The sequence below is a fragment of the Microbacterium sp. LB12 genome, assembly GCF_037150835.1.
In the GTDB taxonomy this organism is placed as follows: Bacteria; Actinomycetota; Actinomycetes; order Actinomycetales; family Microbacteriaceae; genus Microbacterium.
The window spans coordinates 84,177-99,361 of record NZ_JBBCPF010000001.1; the positions used below are offsets into that span (position 1 = coordinate 84,177).

Sequence of the window (15,185 nt, forward strand, 5' to 3'; positions counted from 1 at the left end):
CCCGCCGGTCAGTCCTGGTCGGGACCGCTGATGTGGTCGAGCAGCTCGTCGAGCGTGTCGAAGTCGATGGTCTCGGTCGCGTCGAGCTCGCGCACCTCCACGCCCTCGACCTCCAGTTCCTCGTCCAGCTGCACCAGGATCCGCGACTCGGGGAACTGCTTCGGCGCCACGAAGGCGAGCAGCAGAGCATCCGCGAACACCACGACCGACGTGGCCTCGAGGTCGTCCCGCAGATCGATCTGCTCGATCACGGGTTCGTCGCCCACCGCGTCGTCGATGTCGGTCGCGACCTCGTCGACCACGGCGCGCCAGCGCGACTCGCCCACCGCGAGGATGCGCGACACCGCGGCGACCAGGGCGTCGGGATCGATGTCTTCCGGCTCACGGTCGTCGAGCTCGGGGTCGACGTTCACGTTCACGACGGTGCCGGCGGCATCGATGCTCGCCCGCCCGTAGACGAGGCCGTTCTCGGCCACGGGGTCTTCGAGCAGGCCGCTCTCGACGATGCGGACGAGGAGGGTGTCGAGCACAGGCGAAGTCACCCCTCCAGTCTTCCCCATCCGCGCCCGCCGCGGGTCGGCCGATAGGCTCGGAGCCGTGCCGAACGCCGAATCCCCCGCCTCCGCCGCCACCGATCTTCGCCGCATCGCCGCCGCCCTCACCGACCCGGCCCCGCTGAACTGGGTCATCACGGGCGACTCGATCACCCACGGCCTGGTGCACACGCAGGGCGGCCGCAGCTACCCGGAGCACCTGCACGAATTGATCCGCGGCGAGCTGGAGCGTGTGCGCGACATCGTGCTGAACACGGCGATCAGCGGCAACCGCATCGTCGATCTCCTCGACGACTGGGACCGCCGGGTCGCCGCGTGGAACCCCGACGTGGTGACGCTCATGATCGGCACGAACGACGCCTCCGACGGCGGGCCGCGCGAGGTCATCTCCGCCGCCGACTACGCCGTGTCGCTGCGCGAGTTCGTGACCCGCGTGCGTGCGCTCGGCGCTGTCCCCGTGCTGCAGACGCCGCCGGCGATCGACGTGCGCAACGCCCCTGAGCGCGCGCGGATCGCCGAGTTCGCCGAGGCGGTGCGCCAGGTCGCCGCGAGTGAGGATGTCATCCTCGTCGACCAGTACGCGCGGTTCGCGGAGCTCGGTGCCGGCGGCGTGCCGTGGGGGCTCATGAACGACCCCTTCCACCCGAACACGACCGGTCATGCCGCGCTCGCGCTGGAGCTCGCCTCGGTGCTCAATATCTCCCCCGAGGGTGCCCGTTCACGCACGATTCCGCTCCTCGAAGGCCTGGTCGCGACCGCGCGACTGCACGCCTGACCGGTCTCACCCGGTCTGGACGAACATCCTCTGGACGAGGACTGCGACGCCCCAGTAGGTTGAGCGCATTCGCACGCGGAAAGAGGTGGGGGCATGGCTCACGTCGTGGCAACAGGGGCCGGAAAGGCCATGATGGAGCGTCGGAACGACCCGACGCACGACTACATCCTCGAACTCACCGGCAAAGAGCGGCCGCGCGTGCTCTTCGTCGGCACGGCGACGGGTGACGACACGGCGTACATCGTGAGCTTCTACTCGACGTACGACTCGGACAGGTGCGCACCGCACCACCTTCCGCTGTTCCATCGCGCGGTGGACGACCTCGCCGGTTTCGTGAAGGGCTTCGATGTGATCCACGTCGGCGGCGGCAACACCGCGAACATGCTCGACGTGTGGAAGCGACAGGGCCTCGACGAGATCATGCGCGAGATGTGGGAGGACCCCGACTCGAACGTGGTGTTCACGGGCGGCAGCGCCGGCGGCATCTGCTGGTTCGAAGGCGGCACGACCGACAGCTACGGGCCGACCCTGCAGGTGCTCCCCGAAGGCCTCGGCTTCCTGCACGGCAGCTTCTGCCCGCACTACGACGCGGAGGACCAGCGGCGTCCCCTCTTCCACGCCTCCCTGCTGAACGGCGAGCTCTCCACCGGGTACGCGGTCGGCAATCTGCAGTCCCTGCACTTCGAGAACTCCGAGTTCGTGACCGCGATCAGTCCAGTCGACAATGCGCTCGCCCTCCGGGTGGAGGCGATCGACGGGAAGATCGTCGAGACCGAGCTGGCGACGAAGGTCCTCACCGGGAACGCCCCGATCGTGAAGGGACCGTCCTCATGAACGACAGCATCTGGATCCTCATCGCCGAGCTGATCATCGTCGTCGGCGCCATCTACATGGGCACCCGCACGAGCGGGATCGGCCTGGGCGTGTGGGGACTGGTCGGCGTGGCCATCCTGATCTTCGTGTTCGGCGAAGCCCCGGGCAACGCACCGGTCGACGCGGTCTTCATCGTCATCACGGTGATCACCGCGGCCTCGACCATGCAAGCCGCCGGCGGCATCGACTGGATGGTGTCGGTCGCCGCGAAAGTCATCAGGAAGAGACCGAAGTCGGTCGTGTTCCTCGCCCCGGCGATGTCGTTCCTGTTCACGGTCGGCGCGGGTACCGGCAACATCTTCTACCCGCTGCTCCCCGTCATCTACGACGTCTCCTACCAGCAGAAGATCCGACCCGAGCGGGCGCTCTCGGTCTCGGCCGTCGCCTCACAGGTCGGCATCCTCTGCTCTCCCGTCTCCGCGGCCACGGCCTCCATGGTGGTCCTGCTCGCCCCGCAGGGCGTCGACCTGGGCGGACTGCTGCTCATCATGTGGCCGGCCTCGATCGCGGGGCTCTTCGTCGCCGCGCTGGTCATGCTGCGCCACGGCAAGGACCTCGAGGACGACCCGGAGTTCCAGCGTCGCCTCGCCGACCACCAGATCAAGCCGCCGACGGAGGATGCGCACGAGAAGAAGCTCCCCCGCACCGCGGTGCTGTCGGCGACCCTGTTCCTCATCGGCGTGGGTGTGATCGTGATGTTCGGCCTGTTCGAGAACCTTCGCCCCGTGATCGGCACGGACGACAACGGCGACCCGCTGCGCCTCAGCGTCACGGTCATCATCGAGGTGACCATGGGCATCATCGCCGCCCTCATCTTCGTCTTCTGCAAGGTCAAGGCGGCCGATGTTCCCAAGCAGCCGACGTTCCCGGCCGGCATCGTCGGAGCCATCGCGCTCTTCGGCATCGCCTGGCTCGCCAACACGTTCGTGGCCGCGAACCAGACGCTCATCGTCGATGGCCTCGGCTCGGTGGTCTCCGGATCGTCGGCGTTCCTGGGCGCGCTGCTGTTCGCCCTCGCGCTCTTCGCGGTCGCGATGCTGACCACCAGCCAGTCGAGCGCGACGAACGCGATCGTCCCCATCGGCATCACGATCGGCCTGCCCGCATCGCTCCTCGTGGGACTCTGGCCCGCCACCATGGGCATCTACACGCTGCCCGCCAACGGCAGCCAGGTCGCCACCGTGGCGTTCGACCAGACCGGGACGACGAAGATGGGCAAGTTCGTCTTCGACCACTCGTTCCAGTTGCCGAACCTGGTGTACATCGGCGTCGCGATCATCGTCGGAGTGTCGCTGTCGTTCGCCTTCGCGTGACATGACCGAGGCCGTCGACCGTTCGACCCTCCGCCAGTTCCTGCTCGGGCTGGCGCAGGGGATGAACGCGTCGGCGGAGTCGGTCGACCGCATCCGCGACACGATGACGGAGGTCGCGCGCGCGAACGGCGGCGACGACACCGACTTCGTGGTGCTGCCGACGATCATCCTCGTCGAGACCGGAGAGTCGGAGGAGGCGCGGGTCGCGATCAGCTCGGCGACGAACGCGTCGTTCCGGTTCGACCAGATCGCCGCCCTGTATGAGCTGATCACGCAGGCCAAGGCCGGCGAGATCGCACCGCTCGACGGCATCCACCGCCTGAACGAGATCGGCGCGATGAAGCCGCGCCTCGGCTGGTTCACCCGCACGCTCGGTCACGCGATCCTCACCACCGGTCTCGCGCTGCTGCTCGCGCCGACCTGGCAGGGGGCGATCGTGGCGTTCGTGCTCGGCTTCGGGATCGGCCTGCTGAAGCTCGTGCGGTCGCCGACGCTGCAGCTGATCCTGCCGATCGCGGCGGCCTTCGTGTGCGCGGCGGCCGTGTTCCTGCTCGCCGAGGCGCTCGAGATCGGCGACCCGATCCGGTTGCTCATCGCGCCGCTCGTGACGTTCCTGCCCGGAGGCGTGCTGACCACGGCGACGGTCGAGCTCGCAGCCGGCCAGATGATCTCGGGTGCCGCCCGGCTTGTCTACGGTTTCGTGCAGCTGGCCCTGCTGGCGTTCGGCATCCTCGCCGCCGGCACCGTGGTGGGTGTGGAGTCGAAGTCCTACGAACCGCTCGAAGCATCGAGCTACCTCCCGTGGTGGGTCGCCCTCGTCGGCATCCTCGTGTTCGCCCTCGGGAACTACCTGCATTTCTCCGCGCCCGCCTCGACGTACGGGTGGGTGCTGCTCGCGCTCGTGGTCGCCTATATCGGGCAGTGGGCGGGGAACGAGTTCATCGGTCCCACTGTCGGCGGCTTCATCGGTGCGCTGGTGATGACGCCCGTCGTGTTCTGGATCGCAGGACTCCGCCACGGTGTTCCGTCTCAGTTGACCTTCCTCCCGGCGTTCTGGCTGCTCGTGCCGGGGGCCGCCGGCCTCGTCGGACTCACCGAGGCATTCGCGACCGACAACGGGCTCGCCGACTTCACGGCGGCACTCGTCTCGGTCATGTCGATCGCCCTCGGCGTGCTCATCGGCACGGCGCTCTACCGGGTCGTGCACCACGGTGCGGAGGAGATCGTACAGTTCGCTGTCGCACTACCCTCCGCACCGGACGACGAGGAGTCCCCGAGCATCTGGACGCGCCTGTCCGCACCCTGGCGACGTGGGCGCGGCGGGCACGGGCGCGACGCCTGAGCAATACCCCTGTCGCTCGTCGTCGAGCGGCGTGGGGTGTCTCGGGGGGAGGGGAGAATTCGAGACACCCCACCTGGACCGCTCCCCTGCGGACCAGCTCCTGATCGACTGCCAGGCCGATCAGAAGACGCCTGTGGGCGGACTGCGCTCATCTCCCGCGCCCGCGCGGATCGTCCGTGCGATCGCGCGGATCCCTTCGGCGGACGGCGGCGCGGGGAGACCCGACATGTACGCCCACGGGACACGCGAGTCACGCGCCGCAGCGTCGTATTCGGCGATCGCCGCTTCGTAGTCGGCGAGTTCCGCCGGCGTGAGCGCGGCGATGCGCGCCGGCGTCAAGCCCCAGTCCTTCAGCGCCATACGGATCCCAGTCCCGTACCGGAGTCCCACCCCCATGGGCTCCGACTTGCGAACCAGGATCCTCTCCCTGCGTCAGGTCACGCAAGAGTGCGCTCGAAAACAGTCAGGACGAGTTCAGTATTCGGTGTTGCTAAGTACCGGTACTCAGTGTTACTTTGTACCGGTACCCAGCAACACTGAGTACCAAACCAAGGGAAGGAGGATCCGATGGGCAAGCAGATGACCGAGATGCTCAAGGGCACTCTGGAGGGCATCGTCCTGGCCCTCCTCGCCGAACAGCCGGCATACGGGTACGAGATCACCACACGAATCCGCGACCACGGGTTCACCGACATCGCCGAGGGCACGATCTACGCACTCCTCGTGCGCATCGAGCAGAAGAACCTCGTCGACGTCGAGAAGGTGCCGAGCGAGAAGGGCCCGCCGCGCAAGGTCTACACCCTGAACGCACAGGGACGGCAGGAGCTCGAGGAGTTCTGGAAGACCTGGGATTTCCTCAAGACGCACATCGAACAGCTGAACACGAACACCACCGACAACAAGGAGAACTGATCATGGCCGCGAAGTGGATCGAAGCGCTCACCGGATCGCTCGAGCAGAAGAAGCAGTACAAGCAGGCCAAGGCCCGCATCGACGCCCTCCCCTCGCCGTACCGCGAGGTCGCCAACGCCCAGTACCGGTACTACCTGTACTACGGCGGCATCACCGACAGCGACACCATCGTGACGATGTTCCTCGACCTCGCCGACCTGTGGGAGCGCGCCGCTCTCGACGGCACGCCGGTGAGCGCGATCGTGGGCGACGACCCCGTCGAGTACGCCGAGGAGTACGCCCGCGCCTACGGCGGCACCCAGTGGATCGACAAGGAGCGCGCCCGCCTCATCAAGGCGTTCGACGACGCGAAGAAGAAGGAGGAATCATGACGGATGCAGCTATCTCGGTGCGCGGCATCGAGAAGTCGTACAAAGATCTGCATGTGCTGCGCGGCGTCGACTTCGAGGTCGAGAAGGGCAGCATCTTCGCCCTCCTCGGCTCGAACGGCGCCGGCAAGACCACTGTGGTGCGCATCCTCTCCACCCTGTTGAAGGCGGATGCGGGCACGGCCATGGTGCAGGGGGTGGATGTCGCGACCGACCCGGTCGGTGTGCGCGAACTGATCAGCCTCACCGGACAGTTCGCCGCGGTCGACGAGATCCTCACCGGACGCGAGAACCTGGTGCTGGTCGCGAAGCTGCGCCACCTGCCCGACGCCGGGAAGGTCGCCGACGACCTGCTGGCGACCTTCCGCCTCACGGATGCCGGTGGCCGCAAGGTCGGCACCTACTCCGGCGGCATGCGTCGCCGGCTCGACATCGCGATGAGCCTGGTCGGGCACCCCGAGGTCATCTACCTCGACGAGCCGACCACCGGTCTCGACCCCGAAGCCCGCATCGAGGTGTGGGACGTGGTCAAGGAGCTCGCGAACACCGGCACCACCGTGCTGCTCACCACGCAGTACCTCGACGAGGCGGAGCAGCTGGCCGACCGCATCGCGATCCTGCACGAGGGCCGCATCATCGCGAACGACACGCTCGCCGGGCTCAAGCGGCTGCTCCCGGCCGCGAAGGTCGAGTACGTCGAGAAGCAGCCCACCCTCGAGGAGATCTTCCTCACCCTCATCGGTCCCTCATCCGGAAAGGAGACGGCAGCATGACCACGCACTTCGCCGCCGACACGGCGACACTCACAGGCCGCTCCATGCGGCACATCTTCCGCAGCCCCGACACGATCATCACCACGGCGGTCACCCCGATCGCGCTGATGCTCCTGTTCGTGTACGTCTTCGGCGGCGCTCTGCAGCAGAGCACCGGGGCCGAGAACTACGTGAACTACCTGCTGCCCGGCATCCTGCTGATCGCGATCGCTTCCGGCATCGCCTATACGGCGTTCCGGCTGTTCACCGACATGCAGAGCGGCATCTTCGAGCGGTTCCACTCCATGCCGATCGCACGGTCGAGCGTGCTGTGGGCGCATGTGCTCACGTCGCTCACCGCGAACGCCATCACGCTGGCGATCATCTTCGGCGTCGGATTCCTGATGGGATTCCGCACCGGGGCGAGCGTCTGGGCCTGGCTCGGAGTGATCGGCATCCTGATGCTGTTCACCCTGGCGCTGACCTGGCTGGCGATCATCGCCGGCTTGAACGCCAAGACGGTCGACGGTGCGAGCGCCTTCTCGTACCCGCTGATCTTCCTGCCGTTCATCAGCTCCGCCTTCGTGCCGACCGACACGATGCCGGGACCTGTGCAGTGGTTCGCGGAGAACCAGCCCGTGACCTCGATCGTCAACACGATCCAGGCGCTGTTCGCCGAGCAGCCCGTCGGCAACGACATCTGGATCGCACTCGCCTGGTGCGTCGGCATCCTCGTGGTGGCCTACGTGTTCGCGATCATCTCCTACCGGAAGAAGGTCAGCTGATCCGTGCCCAGCGAGACGGAACGCTCCGACCGGGGACTCTCCCCGGCCGGGGCGTTTCGCCGCGCTCGGCGAGGGTGCACGTGGGCGGCGGGCGGAGTTCTCCCCGTCGCTGGACGCCCTTGGACGAGCTGGATAGACTAGGGACGAAGCTCCCCCTTCGCGGAGGACGGAGAAGTGGACCCGGGATTTCCTGCTGATAGTGGGGCCCGGGTTTCGCGCATCTAGGTGACGATCCAGAGTTGATGGTCGAGTCGTCCCGCCCAGACATCGCGCTTCATCAACCGTCCGTTGACTGCCCCGCAGACAGCGTCCGGCACCCAGAGCAGCGGTTCGGTCGCGCCCCGGACGTGGTCGACCCGCATCCGCGCTGTGATCACTCGCTTCGCACGGAGCGCGTGAACCAACTTCATGTCCCGTCGGTCACTCGCGGCACCCCGCGACTCGAAGACGACTCGGGCGACGACCTCCAGCCTGCCGAGCTCCCAGAGAAGGCGCTCCATGCAGGCGCGGCGCGTTCGCTCAGGCCTATCCCCCTCGCACGGCTGGATCACGACGGCCCAATGCAGCAGCGGCATCCTGCAGATCGTGTCGACGATCTGATCCCGGAGAGGCTCGACACTGTCATACCAGTGCAGCTTCTTCGCACCGTGCAGTTTCAGTTGGCGAAGCGAGTGTCGCAACTCATCCAGGTCACTCTCGTCGTCGCACAGCGGAAGCGTGGCAACCATCACGTATGGTCCGCCGTTCCCGGTTCCGAGAGGTTCCGACTCATCGACGAACGCGTACTGCATCGCTACCGGTTAGGCGGCGGAGACACAGGCCCATCCGCTTTCCACAGCCCGGGGCGTCCGCTTCGCGGCGGGCGGAGTTCTCCCCGTCGGGCGGAGTCCTAAGCTCAGGTTCTCCGCCCGACCACGAGAACTCCGCCCGGGCCCATCCGACGCTCAGACCGTACGCAGGGCCGAGGTCGGGGACAGCCGCGCGGCACTCACCGCCGGGTAGAGCCCCGCGATCACGCCCACCGCGAGCGCCACCACCGGGCCGCCCACGAGCACCAGCACGGGGATCGTCGCGGCCTGACCCTGGATCGCCGCGTAGGCGAACACGCCTGCCGCGCCCAGCACCAGCCCGGCCAGGCCCCCCAGGCCGCCGAGCACGATCGCCTCCGCCACGAACTGTCCCGCGATCTGGCCCGGACGCGCACCCAACGCCCGCCGCAGACCGATCTCTCCGCGTCGCTCCAGCACCGCGACCACCATGGTGTTGGCGATGCCGATCCCTCCGACCAGCAGAGCGATCGCGGCGAGACCGACCGCGAGACCCGACAGTGCGTCATCCGCGGTGTCCCGCGCCCCGGCGAGGTCGCCGAGCGGTGTCACCTGCACGTACGGTGAAGACGGGTTCGCCGCGCGGGCGACCGCGTCGCGCACCTTCTCGCCCGTCGCGCCGTCGGCCATGCGCACGTAGATCGCGGCGATGGTGTCATCGCCCTTCGCCGACACATGCTCGGCCGCCCAGCGATCGCCGAGGAACGCGCTCGCGTCGATCGACTCGGCGAGCCCCGCCGCGTCGAGGATGCCGATGACCGTGTACCACTGCTCCCCGATCCAGACACGCACGCCCGGTTCGGTGATGCCCATCCGCGCGGCCGCCGCGGCACCGAGCACGGTCACCGGCAGGGATCGGTCGGTCTCGTCGAACCAGGAGCCCTTCGCGACCGAACCCTCCACCGATGCCAGGAACTCGGGGCTCGCGGCATAGGCGGTGAGCCCGTTGCCCTGACTCTTCGGCATGAGGTCATTGCGATACACCCCGGTGCCCTCTGGCACCTTCTCGAGCACGCCGATCTGCTCGACCCCGTCGATCCGCTCGATCATCCCGGCCGCCGTCTCCGGCAGCGCGACCGGCTTGTTGTCGGGCCCGTACCCGGGCTGCACGACGATCATGTTCGCACCGAGCGCGTCGAGCTTGGCGAGCAGCTCGGCCTGATTCGACGCGGCGATGCCCGTGATGGCTGTGAGCGCCGCGATGCCGACCGCGACCCCGAGCGCCGACAGTGCCGTGCGCATCTTGCGGCTGCGCGGACCGATGAGCGCGGTGCGGATGCCGTCGGCGACGCTCAACCGCGGAGTCCGCTCTCCCATGCGCCTCATGCGGCGACCTCCACTTTCGCCCGCGCACCCGTGTCGCTGACGATGCGTCCGTCGTGGATGCCGACCTGCCGCTGCGTGCGCTCGGCGATGTGGGCGTCGTGCGTGATGATCACGACCGCCGTGCCCGCGTCGGCGATCGAGGTGAGCAGTGCCAGGATGTGCTCGCCCGTGGTGGAGTCGAGCGCGCCGGTGGGCTCATCCGCGAACAGCACCGACGGATTCCCGACGATGGCGCGCGCGATCGCCACGCGCTGCTGCTCGCCGCCGGACAGCTGCCCCGGCCGGTGCTTCATGCGGGCGCCGAGACCGACCCGCTCCAGGGCGGCGGCCGCACGCACCGAACGCTCGGCGACCGGCACCCCGGAGTAGAGCAGCCCGAGTGCGACGTTGTCGACCGCGCTGAGCGCCGGCAGCAGGAAGAACTGCTGGAACACGAATCCGATGCGGCGAGCGCGCAGCACGGCCTTGTCCCGTTCGGGCAGTGCCGCCGCATCGGTCCCGTCGATCAGCACGGTGCCGCTGGTGGGATCGTCGAGGGTCCCCATGATCGAGAGCATCGTGCTCTTGCCCGATCCGGATGCTCCCACGACGGCCACCAGTTCGCCGGCCTCGATCGCCAGGCTCATCCCGTGCAGCACGCGCAGCGGCGGGTTCCCGGGGTACTCCTTGATCACGTCGACGAGTTCGACCACGGTGTCGGGGGTCATTGCGCCACCACCACCGCGTCGCCGGCCGCGAGGTCTCCCCCGGTCACCTGCACCTTGGTGTCGGCGATCAGGCCGACCTCCACCGCGACGCGCTCGATCTTGCCACCCTTGCGCAGCACGTCGACCGCGTAGCCGCCGTCGGTCGTCGCCACCAGGGCGGTGACCGGAACCACGAGGGCGTCCTTCACCTCGGCGGTCGCGAAGACGACCTTGACCGCCCGCAGTCCGATGCCCTCCGCGACGGTGGGGTCGTCGAACTCGACGTTCGCGGTGGCGGGGGTGGTCTCGCCCTCCTTCTCGGTCGGCTGACCACCGGGATCGACCGCCGTGATGGTGGCGAGCGCCTCGGTGCCGTCGGGGAGGATGACCGTGACCCGGGTACCCGGCAGGATCTCGCGTGCCTGCGCATCCGTGAGCTTGGCGACCACGCGCAGGGTGGTGTCGGTGTAGGTCAGCGGGGTCGTGCCCGCCGGGTCGCCCAGCTTCGCCTTGACCGACTCGATGCGCACGGACGCCGCGGTGATCGCGACCACGTCGCCCAGCTTCACGACGCCGTCCTGCGTCACGCCGAGCGACTTCTGCCAGGCCTTCACGTTGCGCTCGGTGACGGCGGTGAACTCGTCGTCCACCGTCATGTCCTTCCCGAAGCCGAGGTCGGCGAGCGCCCGCTCCAGTTGGCGGACATCGGGGCCCTTCTCGACTCCCGGACCCAGGTCCCGCCAGAAGGGTCGGTCGCCGCGCATCGCGATCACCGGCTTGCCGTCGACCTCGTAGAGGGCCTGGCCCACGCCGATCACATCGCCCGCGGTGGGCAGCCGGGTGATGGTCCCCCCGCGACCGGGAAGGGAGACGGATGCTCCGTAGCTCAGACTCCCGTTGAGGCGGAGGTCGGACGTCAGCGTGGTGAGCTCGGCCTCGGCGGTCACCGGCTTCTTGCTCTCGTGCGGGGCCTCGGCCATCGAGCTCCACGGCTGCAGCACCGCCAGCGTGACCGCCGCCGCCACGAGCAGCACTCCCACGGGCACGAGCACCTTCGTCAGCCGGCGGCTCATTCGTCGCCTCCGGACGGAAGGACGGTCGCGGCGGAGAACATGCCCTCGTAGTACTCGCCCATCAGAGCGAACCAGTCGAAGTCGGCTGCCTCGATGCTCTTCTGCGTGAACATGGGGGGCATGTCACCGGTGGTCTCGGCGCACGCGTCGAGCAGGGTGCGCGCCTCGTCCTCGCTGATGCCCTTGGGCAGGGTGAGCATGCCGTCGGCGTCGGGGTCGGCGAAATCGGTGAAGCCGTTCTCCCGCGCGCAGGCGGCGAACGCCAGCCCCGCCTCGATGAACTCCTCGGGCGACATGACCTGCGTCTGCGCGCCCTCGGCGCCCGACATGTCCGGCTCCGGCTGCGTGAACTCGGGCACCTCTTCTTCGCATTTCTCCCACGCGGCGCGCTGACCGCCTTCTTCCGGGTAGCCCGAGGCGGCCGTGGATGCGAGCCAGGTGCCGTCCTCGTCGGAGAAGATCATCGTCATCGCCATCTCCTCGCCGTCTCCGGCACCGAGCGGTGTCGCGCTGCCGAGTGAGGTCACCTCGCCGCTGCCGGTGGGAGCATCGGGCATCAGCAGACCCACCTGACCGCCCTCGACGATCTTCGCGGTCTGCCCCTCACCGGTGAGGCACGTGACGAAGCGGGCAGCGGCGGCATCGTTCGCGCCGTCCTTCGCCTTGTCGTCCGCGGAGGGCGCGCTGCACGCGGCGAGCGCGAACAGTGCCACGACCGCGGGCATCACCACCAGCGTCCTGGCTGTCTTCGAGTTGAACATGACTGCACCTTTCTCGTGGTCGCAGCTCGTCCGCGACGTGCAGTCAGTTCTACGGATGCGGTGGTTTGCTGTGGGTATGACGGCGCCTAACCGGAACCTAACCGCGGCGAGCGCACCCTCGGAGACGGGAGGTGCGATGCGACTGCTGCTGGTGGAGGATGAGGCCGATCTGGCCGACACGCTGGCCGACGGCCTGCGCCGGGAGGGCTACCTGGTGGATGTGGCCCGCGACGGTGCCAGCGCGCTGACCGCGGCCGCCTCGGCCGATGTCGACGTGATCGTGCTCGACCGCGACCTGCCCGTGCTGAGCGGCGATGCCGTGTGCCGCACTCTCGTGGCGCAGCAGTATCCGGCGCGCATCCTCATGCTCACGGCGGCGGGCACGCTCAACGACCGCGTCGAGGGGTTGGATCTCGGCGCCGACGACTACCTCGCAAAGCCGTTCGCGTACGTCGAGCTGCTGGCGCGACTGCGTGCGCTGGGTCGCCGCGGGCACTCTGCGCGGGCGAGTGCCGTGCTGGAAGCGGCGGGGGTGCGCCTGGATACCGCCCGTCGGGTGGTGGAGCGCGACGGCACCCCGATCCGGCTCACGCTCAAGGAGTTCGGGGTGCTCGAGACGCTGCTCGCGGCGGAGGGCGGTTATGTCAGCGCCGACGACCTGCTCGACGAGGTGTGGGATGAACCGCGGGAGCGGACGCGCGGGGTGGTCAAGATCGTGGTGCATACGCTGCGCCGCAAGCTCGGTGCGCCCGAGATCATCCAGTCCGCACCAGGGCACGGCTATCGAGTGGGGACGACATGAGACGGATGAGCTTCCGCACTCGACTGGTGATCATCATCGCCGGGGTGTTCATCGCCGCGGGCGCCGCACTGCTCACCGTGCAGTACCTGGTGGTGCAGTCGCTGTTCGCGTCGGCCATCAGCACGACCGCGGCGAGCTGCGTGCCGGTGACGTCGGTCACGCAGGTCACCCCGGGGACGCCCAGTGCCGACAACACCGATGTCAGCGGGGTCGCCCCGCTCACCGACGGCAGCGATCTGCTCTACGGCGCCGTGAATACCGGCTGCGCGTACTTCGCGGAGACCGCCGACATCTCCGAGTTCCAGCCGGCGACACCGCTCCAGTCGGTGTCGCTGGATGCCGTGGAGGGAGCGGTGCTGCAGCAGTCGACGTTCCTCGCGGACGAGGTCGGCGGCGGGCTGCTGCTGTGGTCGATCGTGGTGCTGGTGGCGTTCACGGGTGTCGCCGGGGCGATCGCGTTCTGGTTGGCGCGCCGCTCCCTCGACCGCATCGGGGAGGTCACCGCCGCTGCACGCGACATCTCCGAGCGCGACCTGGGTCGCCGCCTCGATCTTCCCGGCCCCGATGATGAGATCAAGGAGCTGGGTGACACGATCGACGGGATGCTCGACCGCCTGCAGTCGGCGTTCACCGCTCAGGACCGCTTCGTGGCGAACGCCTCCCACGAGCTGCGGACTCCGCTGACCACGACCCGCACAGCGTTGGAGATCCCCCTCGAACAGGGTGCCGTCCCGGACGAGCTGCAGGCCAACCTGCGGCGCGCGCTACGGGCCACCGAGCAGAGCGAACGGCTCATCACCGCACTGCTCGCCCTCGCCCGTGCCCGCACCGGGCTGGACCACGTCGAGCCGGTCGAGCTCAGCGCACTCGTCCAGGGCGAGATCGACGAAGTGGATGCCGCAGAGGTCGAGGTGCACATCGCCCTGCGCGAGCTCACGGTCGAGGGCGACCCGATCCTGCTGGCCAGAGCCGCGCGCAACCTGCTGGAGAACGCGGTCCGCCACAACGTCGAGGGTGGCGAGATCTGGGTGCGCTCCCGACGCGAGCGCGGTCGTGCGATCATCGAGGTCGAGAACACCGGCGCGCTGATCGCTCCGGCCACCGTCGCCCTGCTCACCGAGCCGTTCTACCGCGGTGATGCGAGTCGCATCTCGGCGGGGCCGGACGGCACGGGCCTGGGTCTGGCGATCGTGCAGAGCATCGCCAAGACGCACGGCGGCGAGGTGCGGCTGCGGGCCCGCAAGGGCGGCGGCTTGATCGCCGCGATCGTGCTGCCGCTCTGACACCGTCGCGTCCTCCTACTGAATTCGCGCGGGCGGATACTGACAACCGGCATCGGGGTCTCGCAGGGCGACGGATGCGCGGGTGTGATGGCGGGAGGTTCCTGCACTGCTCACGCGTGGGAGCCTCCACGACCATGCACTCGAAGAGGAACCTCCCCATGAAGAAGACCCGTATCGGCGGAGCCCTGCTGCTCACCGGCACCGCGCTCACGCTCGCTCTCGGCCTGTCCGGATGTAGCGCTCTGGCCAGCATCCTCAGCGGCGGCGACGCCGAACGGGATGAGACCACCGGCCAGGTCAAGGAGGGCGCCGACATCGACATCTTCGCCCTCAAGGTCGGCGACTGCATGCCGACGAGCGAGTCCGCCGGCGAGATCAGCGAGGCATCCGTGGTCCCGTGCTCGGAACCGCACGGCGAAGAGGTGTACTTCGAGTTCTCCCTCCCGGACGGCGAGTTCCCGGACGACGCGGAGATCGACGCGCAGGTCGAGGCCCAGTGCCTCCCCGCGTTCGACACGTTCGTCGGCATGGCCTGGGAGGACTCGACTCTCAGCGCCTACCCGATCACCCCGACGAAGGACACCTGGGACACCATGAACGACCGGGTGGTCCAGTGCGTCATCCTCGATCCCGACAACGACGCGCTCGTCGGCACGCTCAAGGGCGCCGCCCGCTGAGGCGCCGGCACCCCTCGCGCTGCAGCTCCGCACGAAACGAAGGAGATCTCGCCCGACGAAGGAGCCTCTGCGTCCG

At 68.5% G+C, this 15,185-nt stretch carries 18 protein-coding genes; 11 read left to right on the top strand and 7 right to left on the bottom strand.

Annotated elements, in window-relative coordinates; translation table 11 throughout:
- Positions 1–8 precede the first annotated feature (8 nt).
- Positions 9–542: a cytochrome C5 gene (locus WFM69_RS00410; protein WP_337000540.1), complete on the bottom strand. Its 534-nt coding sequence runs from the start codon at positions 540–542 to the stop codon at positions 9–11.
- Positions 543–597: 55 nt separating this feature from the next.
- Between WFM69_RS00410 and WFM69_RS00415 the strand changes: the two genes are divergently transcribed.
- From WFM69_RS00415 to WFM69_RS00430, 4 genes are all read left to right on the top strand, one after another.
- The gene (locus WFM69_RS00415; RefSeq protein ID WP_337000542.1) at positions 598–1,329 is read left to right on the top strand and encodes an SGNH/GDSL hydrolase family protein; all 732 of its coding nucleotides are present in this window, start codon (positions 598–600) and stop codon (positions 1,327–1,329) included.
- Positions 1,330–1,422: 93 nt separating this feature from the next.
- Entirely contained in the window at positions 1,423–2,163 is a 741-nt protein-coding gene (locus WFM69_RS00420; RefSeq protein WP_337000544.1) for a peptidase E, read from the top strand.
- On the top strand, positions 2,160–3,515 hold the full coding sequence (locus tag WFM69_RS00425; protein ID WP_337000546.1) for an anaerobic C4-dicarboxylate transporter family protein: 1,356 nt from the start codon (positions 2,160–2,162) through the stop codon (positions 3,513–3,515). The genes WFM69_RS00420 and WFM69_RS00425 overlap by 4 nt, the downstream gene beginning before the upstream one ends.
- Before the next feature lies 1 nt (position 3,516).
- Entirely contained in the window at positions 3,517–4,857 is a 1,341-nt protein-coding gene (locus tag WFM69_RS00430; RefSeq protein WP_337000548.1) for a threonine/serine ThrE exporter family protein, read from the top strand.
- A 120-nt stretch (positions 4,858–4,977) separates the two neighbouring features.
- Here the strand turns inward: WFM69_RS00430 and WFM69_RS00435 are convergent, their stop codons facing one another.
- Positions 4,978–5,217, bottom strand: coding sequence for a hypothetical protein (locus WFM69_RS00435; RefSeq protein WP_337000550.1), 240 nt, complete (start codon positions 5,215–5,217; stop codon positions 4,978–4,980).
- Between the two features lie 207 nt (positions 5,218–5,424).
- On the opposite strand from WFM69_RS00435, the gene WFM69_RS00440 reads away from it, so the two are divergent.
- Genes WFM69_RS00440 through WFM69_RS00455 form a run of 4 tightly spaced genes read left to right on the top strand, consistent with a single transcriptional unit; the run spans position 5,425 to position 7,674 of the window.
- Complete coding sequence (locus tag WFM69_RS00440) at positions 5,425–5,769, top strand: PadR family transcriptional regulator (protein WP_337000552.1); 345 nt, start codon at positions 5,425–5,427, stop codon at positions 5,767–5,769.
- Positions 5,770–5,771: 2 nt separating this feature from the next.
- Positions 5,772–6,140: a DUF1048 domain-containing protein gene (locus WFM69_RS00445; protein WP_337000554.1), complete on the top strand. Its 369-nt coding sequence runs from the start codon at positions 5,772–5,774 to the stop codon at positions 6,138–6,140.
- Positions 6,137–6,910 (top strand): ABC transporter ATP-binding protein, encoded by a 774-nt coding sequence (locus WFM69_RS00450; protein WP_337000556.1) that lies wholly within the window; start codon positions 6,137–6,139, stop codon positions 6,908–6,910. The genes WFM69_RS00445 and WFM69_RS00450 overlap by 4 nt, the downstream gene beginning before the upstream one ends.
- Complete coding sequence (locus WFM69_RS00455) at positions 6,907–7,674, top strand: ABC transporter permease (protein ID WP_337000558.1); 768 nt, start codon at positions 6,907–6,909, stop codon at positions 7,672–7,674. The genes WFM69_RS00450 and WFM69_RS00455 overlap by 4 nt, the downstream gene beginning before the upstream one ends.
- A gap of 221 nt (positions 7,675–7,895) precedes the next feature.
- On the opposite strand, the gene WFM69_RS00460 is transcribed toward WFM69_RS00455, so the two are convergent.
- The 5 genes from WFM69_RS00460 to WFM69_RS00480 form a co-directional block, all read right to left on the bottom strand.
- The gene (locus WFM69_RS00460; RefSeq protein WP_337000560.1) at positions 7,896–8,465 is read right to left on the bottom strand and encodes a hypothetical protein; all 570 of its coding nucleotides are present in this window, start codon (positions 8,463–8,465) and stop codon (positions 7,896–7,898) included.
- 153 nt (positions 8,466–8,618) lie between these two features.
- Complete coding sequence (locus WFM69_RS00465) at positions 8,619–9,827, bottom strand: ABC transporter permease (RefSeq protein WP_337000562.1); 1,209 nt, start codon at positions 9,825–9,827, stop codon at positions 8,619–8,621.
- A complete protein-coding gene (locus tag WFM69_RS00470) occupies positions 9,824–10,534 on the bottom strand; it encodes an ABC transporter ATP-binding protein (protein ID WP_337000564.1) in 711 nt (236 codons plus the stop codon). The genes WFM69_RS00465 and WFM69_RS00470 overlap by 4 nt, the downstream gene beginning before the upstream one ends.
- Positions 10,531–11,586, bottom strand: a complete 1,056-nt coding sequence (locus WFM69_RS00475; protein ID WP_337000566.1) for a peptidoglycan-binding protein — start codon at positions 11,584–11,586, stop codon at positions 10,531–10,533. The genes WFM69_RS00470 and WFM69_RS00475 overlap by 4 nt, the downstream gene beginning before the upstream one ends.
- Positions 11,583–12,347 carry a hypothetical protein gene (locus WFM69_RS00480; protein ID WP_337000568.1) on the bottom strand — a complete coding sequence of 255 codons (765 nt, stop codon included), beginning with the start codon at positions 12,345–12,347 and terminating at the stop codon, positions 11,583–11,585. The genes WFM69_RS00475 and WFM69_RS00480 overlap by 4 nt, the downstream gene beginning before the upstream one ends.
- Before the next feature lie 136 nt (positions 12,348–12,483).
- Here WFM69_RS00480 and WFM69_RS00485 point away from each other — a divergent pair, with 136 nt between their 5' ends.
- The 3 genes from WFM69_RS00485 (at position 12,484) to WFM69_RS00495 (ending at position 15,109) form a co-directional block, all read left to right on the top strand.
- Entirely contained in the window at positions 12,484–13,149 is a 666-nt protein-coding gene (locus tag WFM69_RS00485) for a response regulator transcription factor (protein WP_337000570.1), read from the top strand.
- 5 nt (positions 13,150–13,154) lie between these two features.
- A complete protein-coding gene (locus WFM69_RS00490; RefSeq protein WP_337000572.1) occupies positions 13,155–14,432 on the top strand; it encodes a sensor histidine kinase in 1,278 nt (425 codons plus the stop codon).
- A 158-nt stretch (positions 14,433–14,590) separates the two neighbouring features.
- The gene (locus WFM69_RS00495) at positions 14,591–15,109 is read left to right on the top strand and encodes a septum formation family protein (protein WP_337000574.1); all 519 of its coding nucleotides are present in this window, start codon (positions 14,591–14,593) and stop codon (positions 15,107–15,109) included.
- Positions 15,110–15,185: the final 76 nt, after the last annotated feature.

Excerpts from the sequence above, each read along its gene's own strand:
- WFM69_RS00420 (WP_337000544.1), top strand. The coding sequence starts at position 1,423 with ATGGCTCACGTCGTGGCAACAGGGGCCGGAAAGGCCATGATGGAGCGT.
- WFM69_RS00470 (WP_337000564.1), bottom strand. The coding sequence starts at position 10,534 with ATGACCCCCGACACCGTGGTCGAACTCGTCGACGTGATCAAGGAGTAC.
- WFM69_RS00480 (WP_337000568.1), bottom strand. The coding sequence starts at position 12,347 with ATGTTCAACTCGAAGACAGCCAGGACGCTGGTGGTGATGCCCGCGGTC.
- WFM69_RS00440 (WP_337000552.1), top strand. The coding sequence starts at position 5,425 with ATGGGCAAGCAGATGACCGAGATGCTCAAGGGCACTCTGGAGGGCATC.
- WFM69_RS00485 (WP_337000570.1), top strand. The coding sequence starts at position 12,484 with ATGCGACTGCTGCTGGTGGAGGATGAGGCCGATCTGGCCGACACGCTG.
- WFM69_RS00425 (WP_337000546.1), top strand. The coding sequence starts at position 2,160 with ATGAACGACAGCATCTGGATCCTCATCGCCGAGCTGATCATCGTCGTC.
- WFM69_RS00465 (WP_337000562.1), bottom strand. The coding sequence starts at position 9,827 with ATGAGGCGCATGGGAGAGCGGACTCCGCGGTTGAGCGTCGCCGACGGC.
- WFM69_RS00475 (WP_337000566.1), bottom strand. The coding sequence starts at position 11,586 with ATGAGCCGCCGGCTGACGAAGGTGCTCGTGCCCGTGGGAGTGCTGCTC.
- WFM69_RS00490 (WP_337000572.1), top strand. The coding sequence starts at position 13,155 with ATGAGCTTCCGCACTCGACTGGTGATCATCATCGCCGGGGTGTTCATC.
- WFM69_RS00460 (WP_337000560.1), bottom strand. The coding sequence starts at position 8,465 with ATGCAGTACGCGTTCGTCGATGAGTCGGAACCTCTCGGAACCGGGAAC.
- WFM69_RS00430 (WP_337000548.1), top strand. The coding sequence starts at position 3,517 with ATGACCGAGGCCGTCGACCGTTCGACCCTCCGCCAGTTCCTGCTCGGG.
- WFM69_RS00455 (WP_337000558.1), top strand. The coding sequence starts at position 6,907 with ATGACCACGCACTTCGCCGCCGACACGGCGACACTCACAGGCCGCTCC.
- WFM69_RS00435 (WP_337000550.1), bottom strand. The coding sequence starts at position 5,217 with ATGGCGCTGAAGGACTGGGGCTTGACGCCGGCGCGCATCGCCGCGCTC.
- WFM69_RS00445 (WP_337000554.1), top strand. The coding sequence starts at position 5,772 with ATGGCCGCGAAGTGGATCGAAGCGCTCACCGGATCGCTCGAGCAGAAG.
- WFM69_RS00495 (WP_337000574.1), top strand. The coding sequence starts at position 14,591 with ATGAAGAAGACCCGTATCGGCGGAGCCCTGCTGCTCACCGGCACCGCG.
- WFM69_RS00450 (WP_337000556.1), top strand. The coding sequence starts at position 6,137 with ATGACGGATGCAGCTATCTCGGTGCGCGGCATCGAGAAGTCGTACAAA.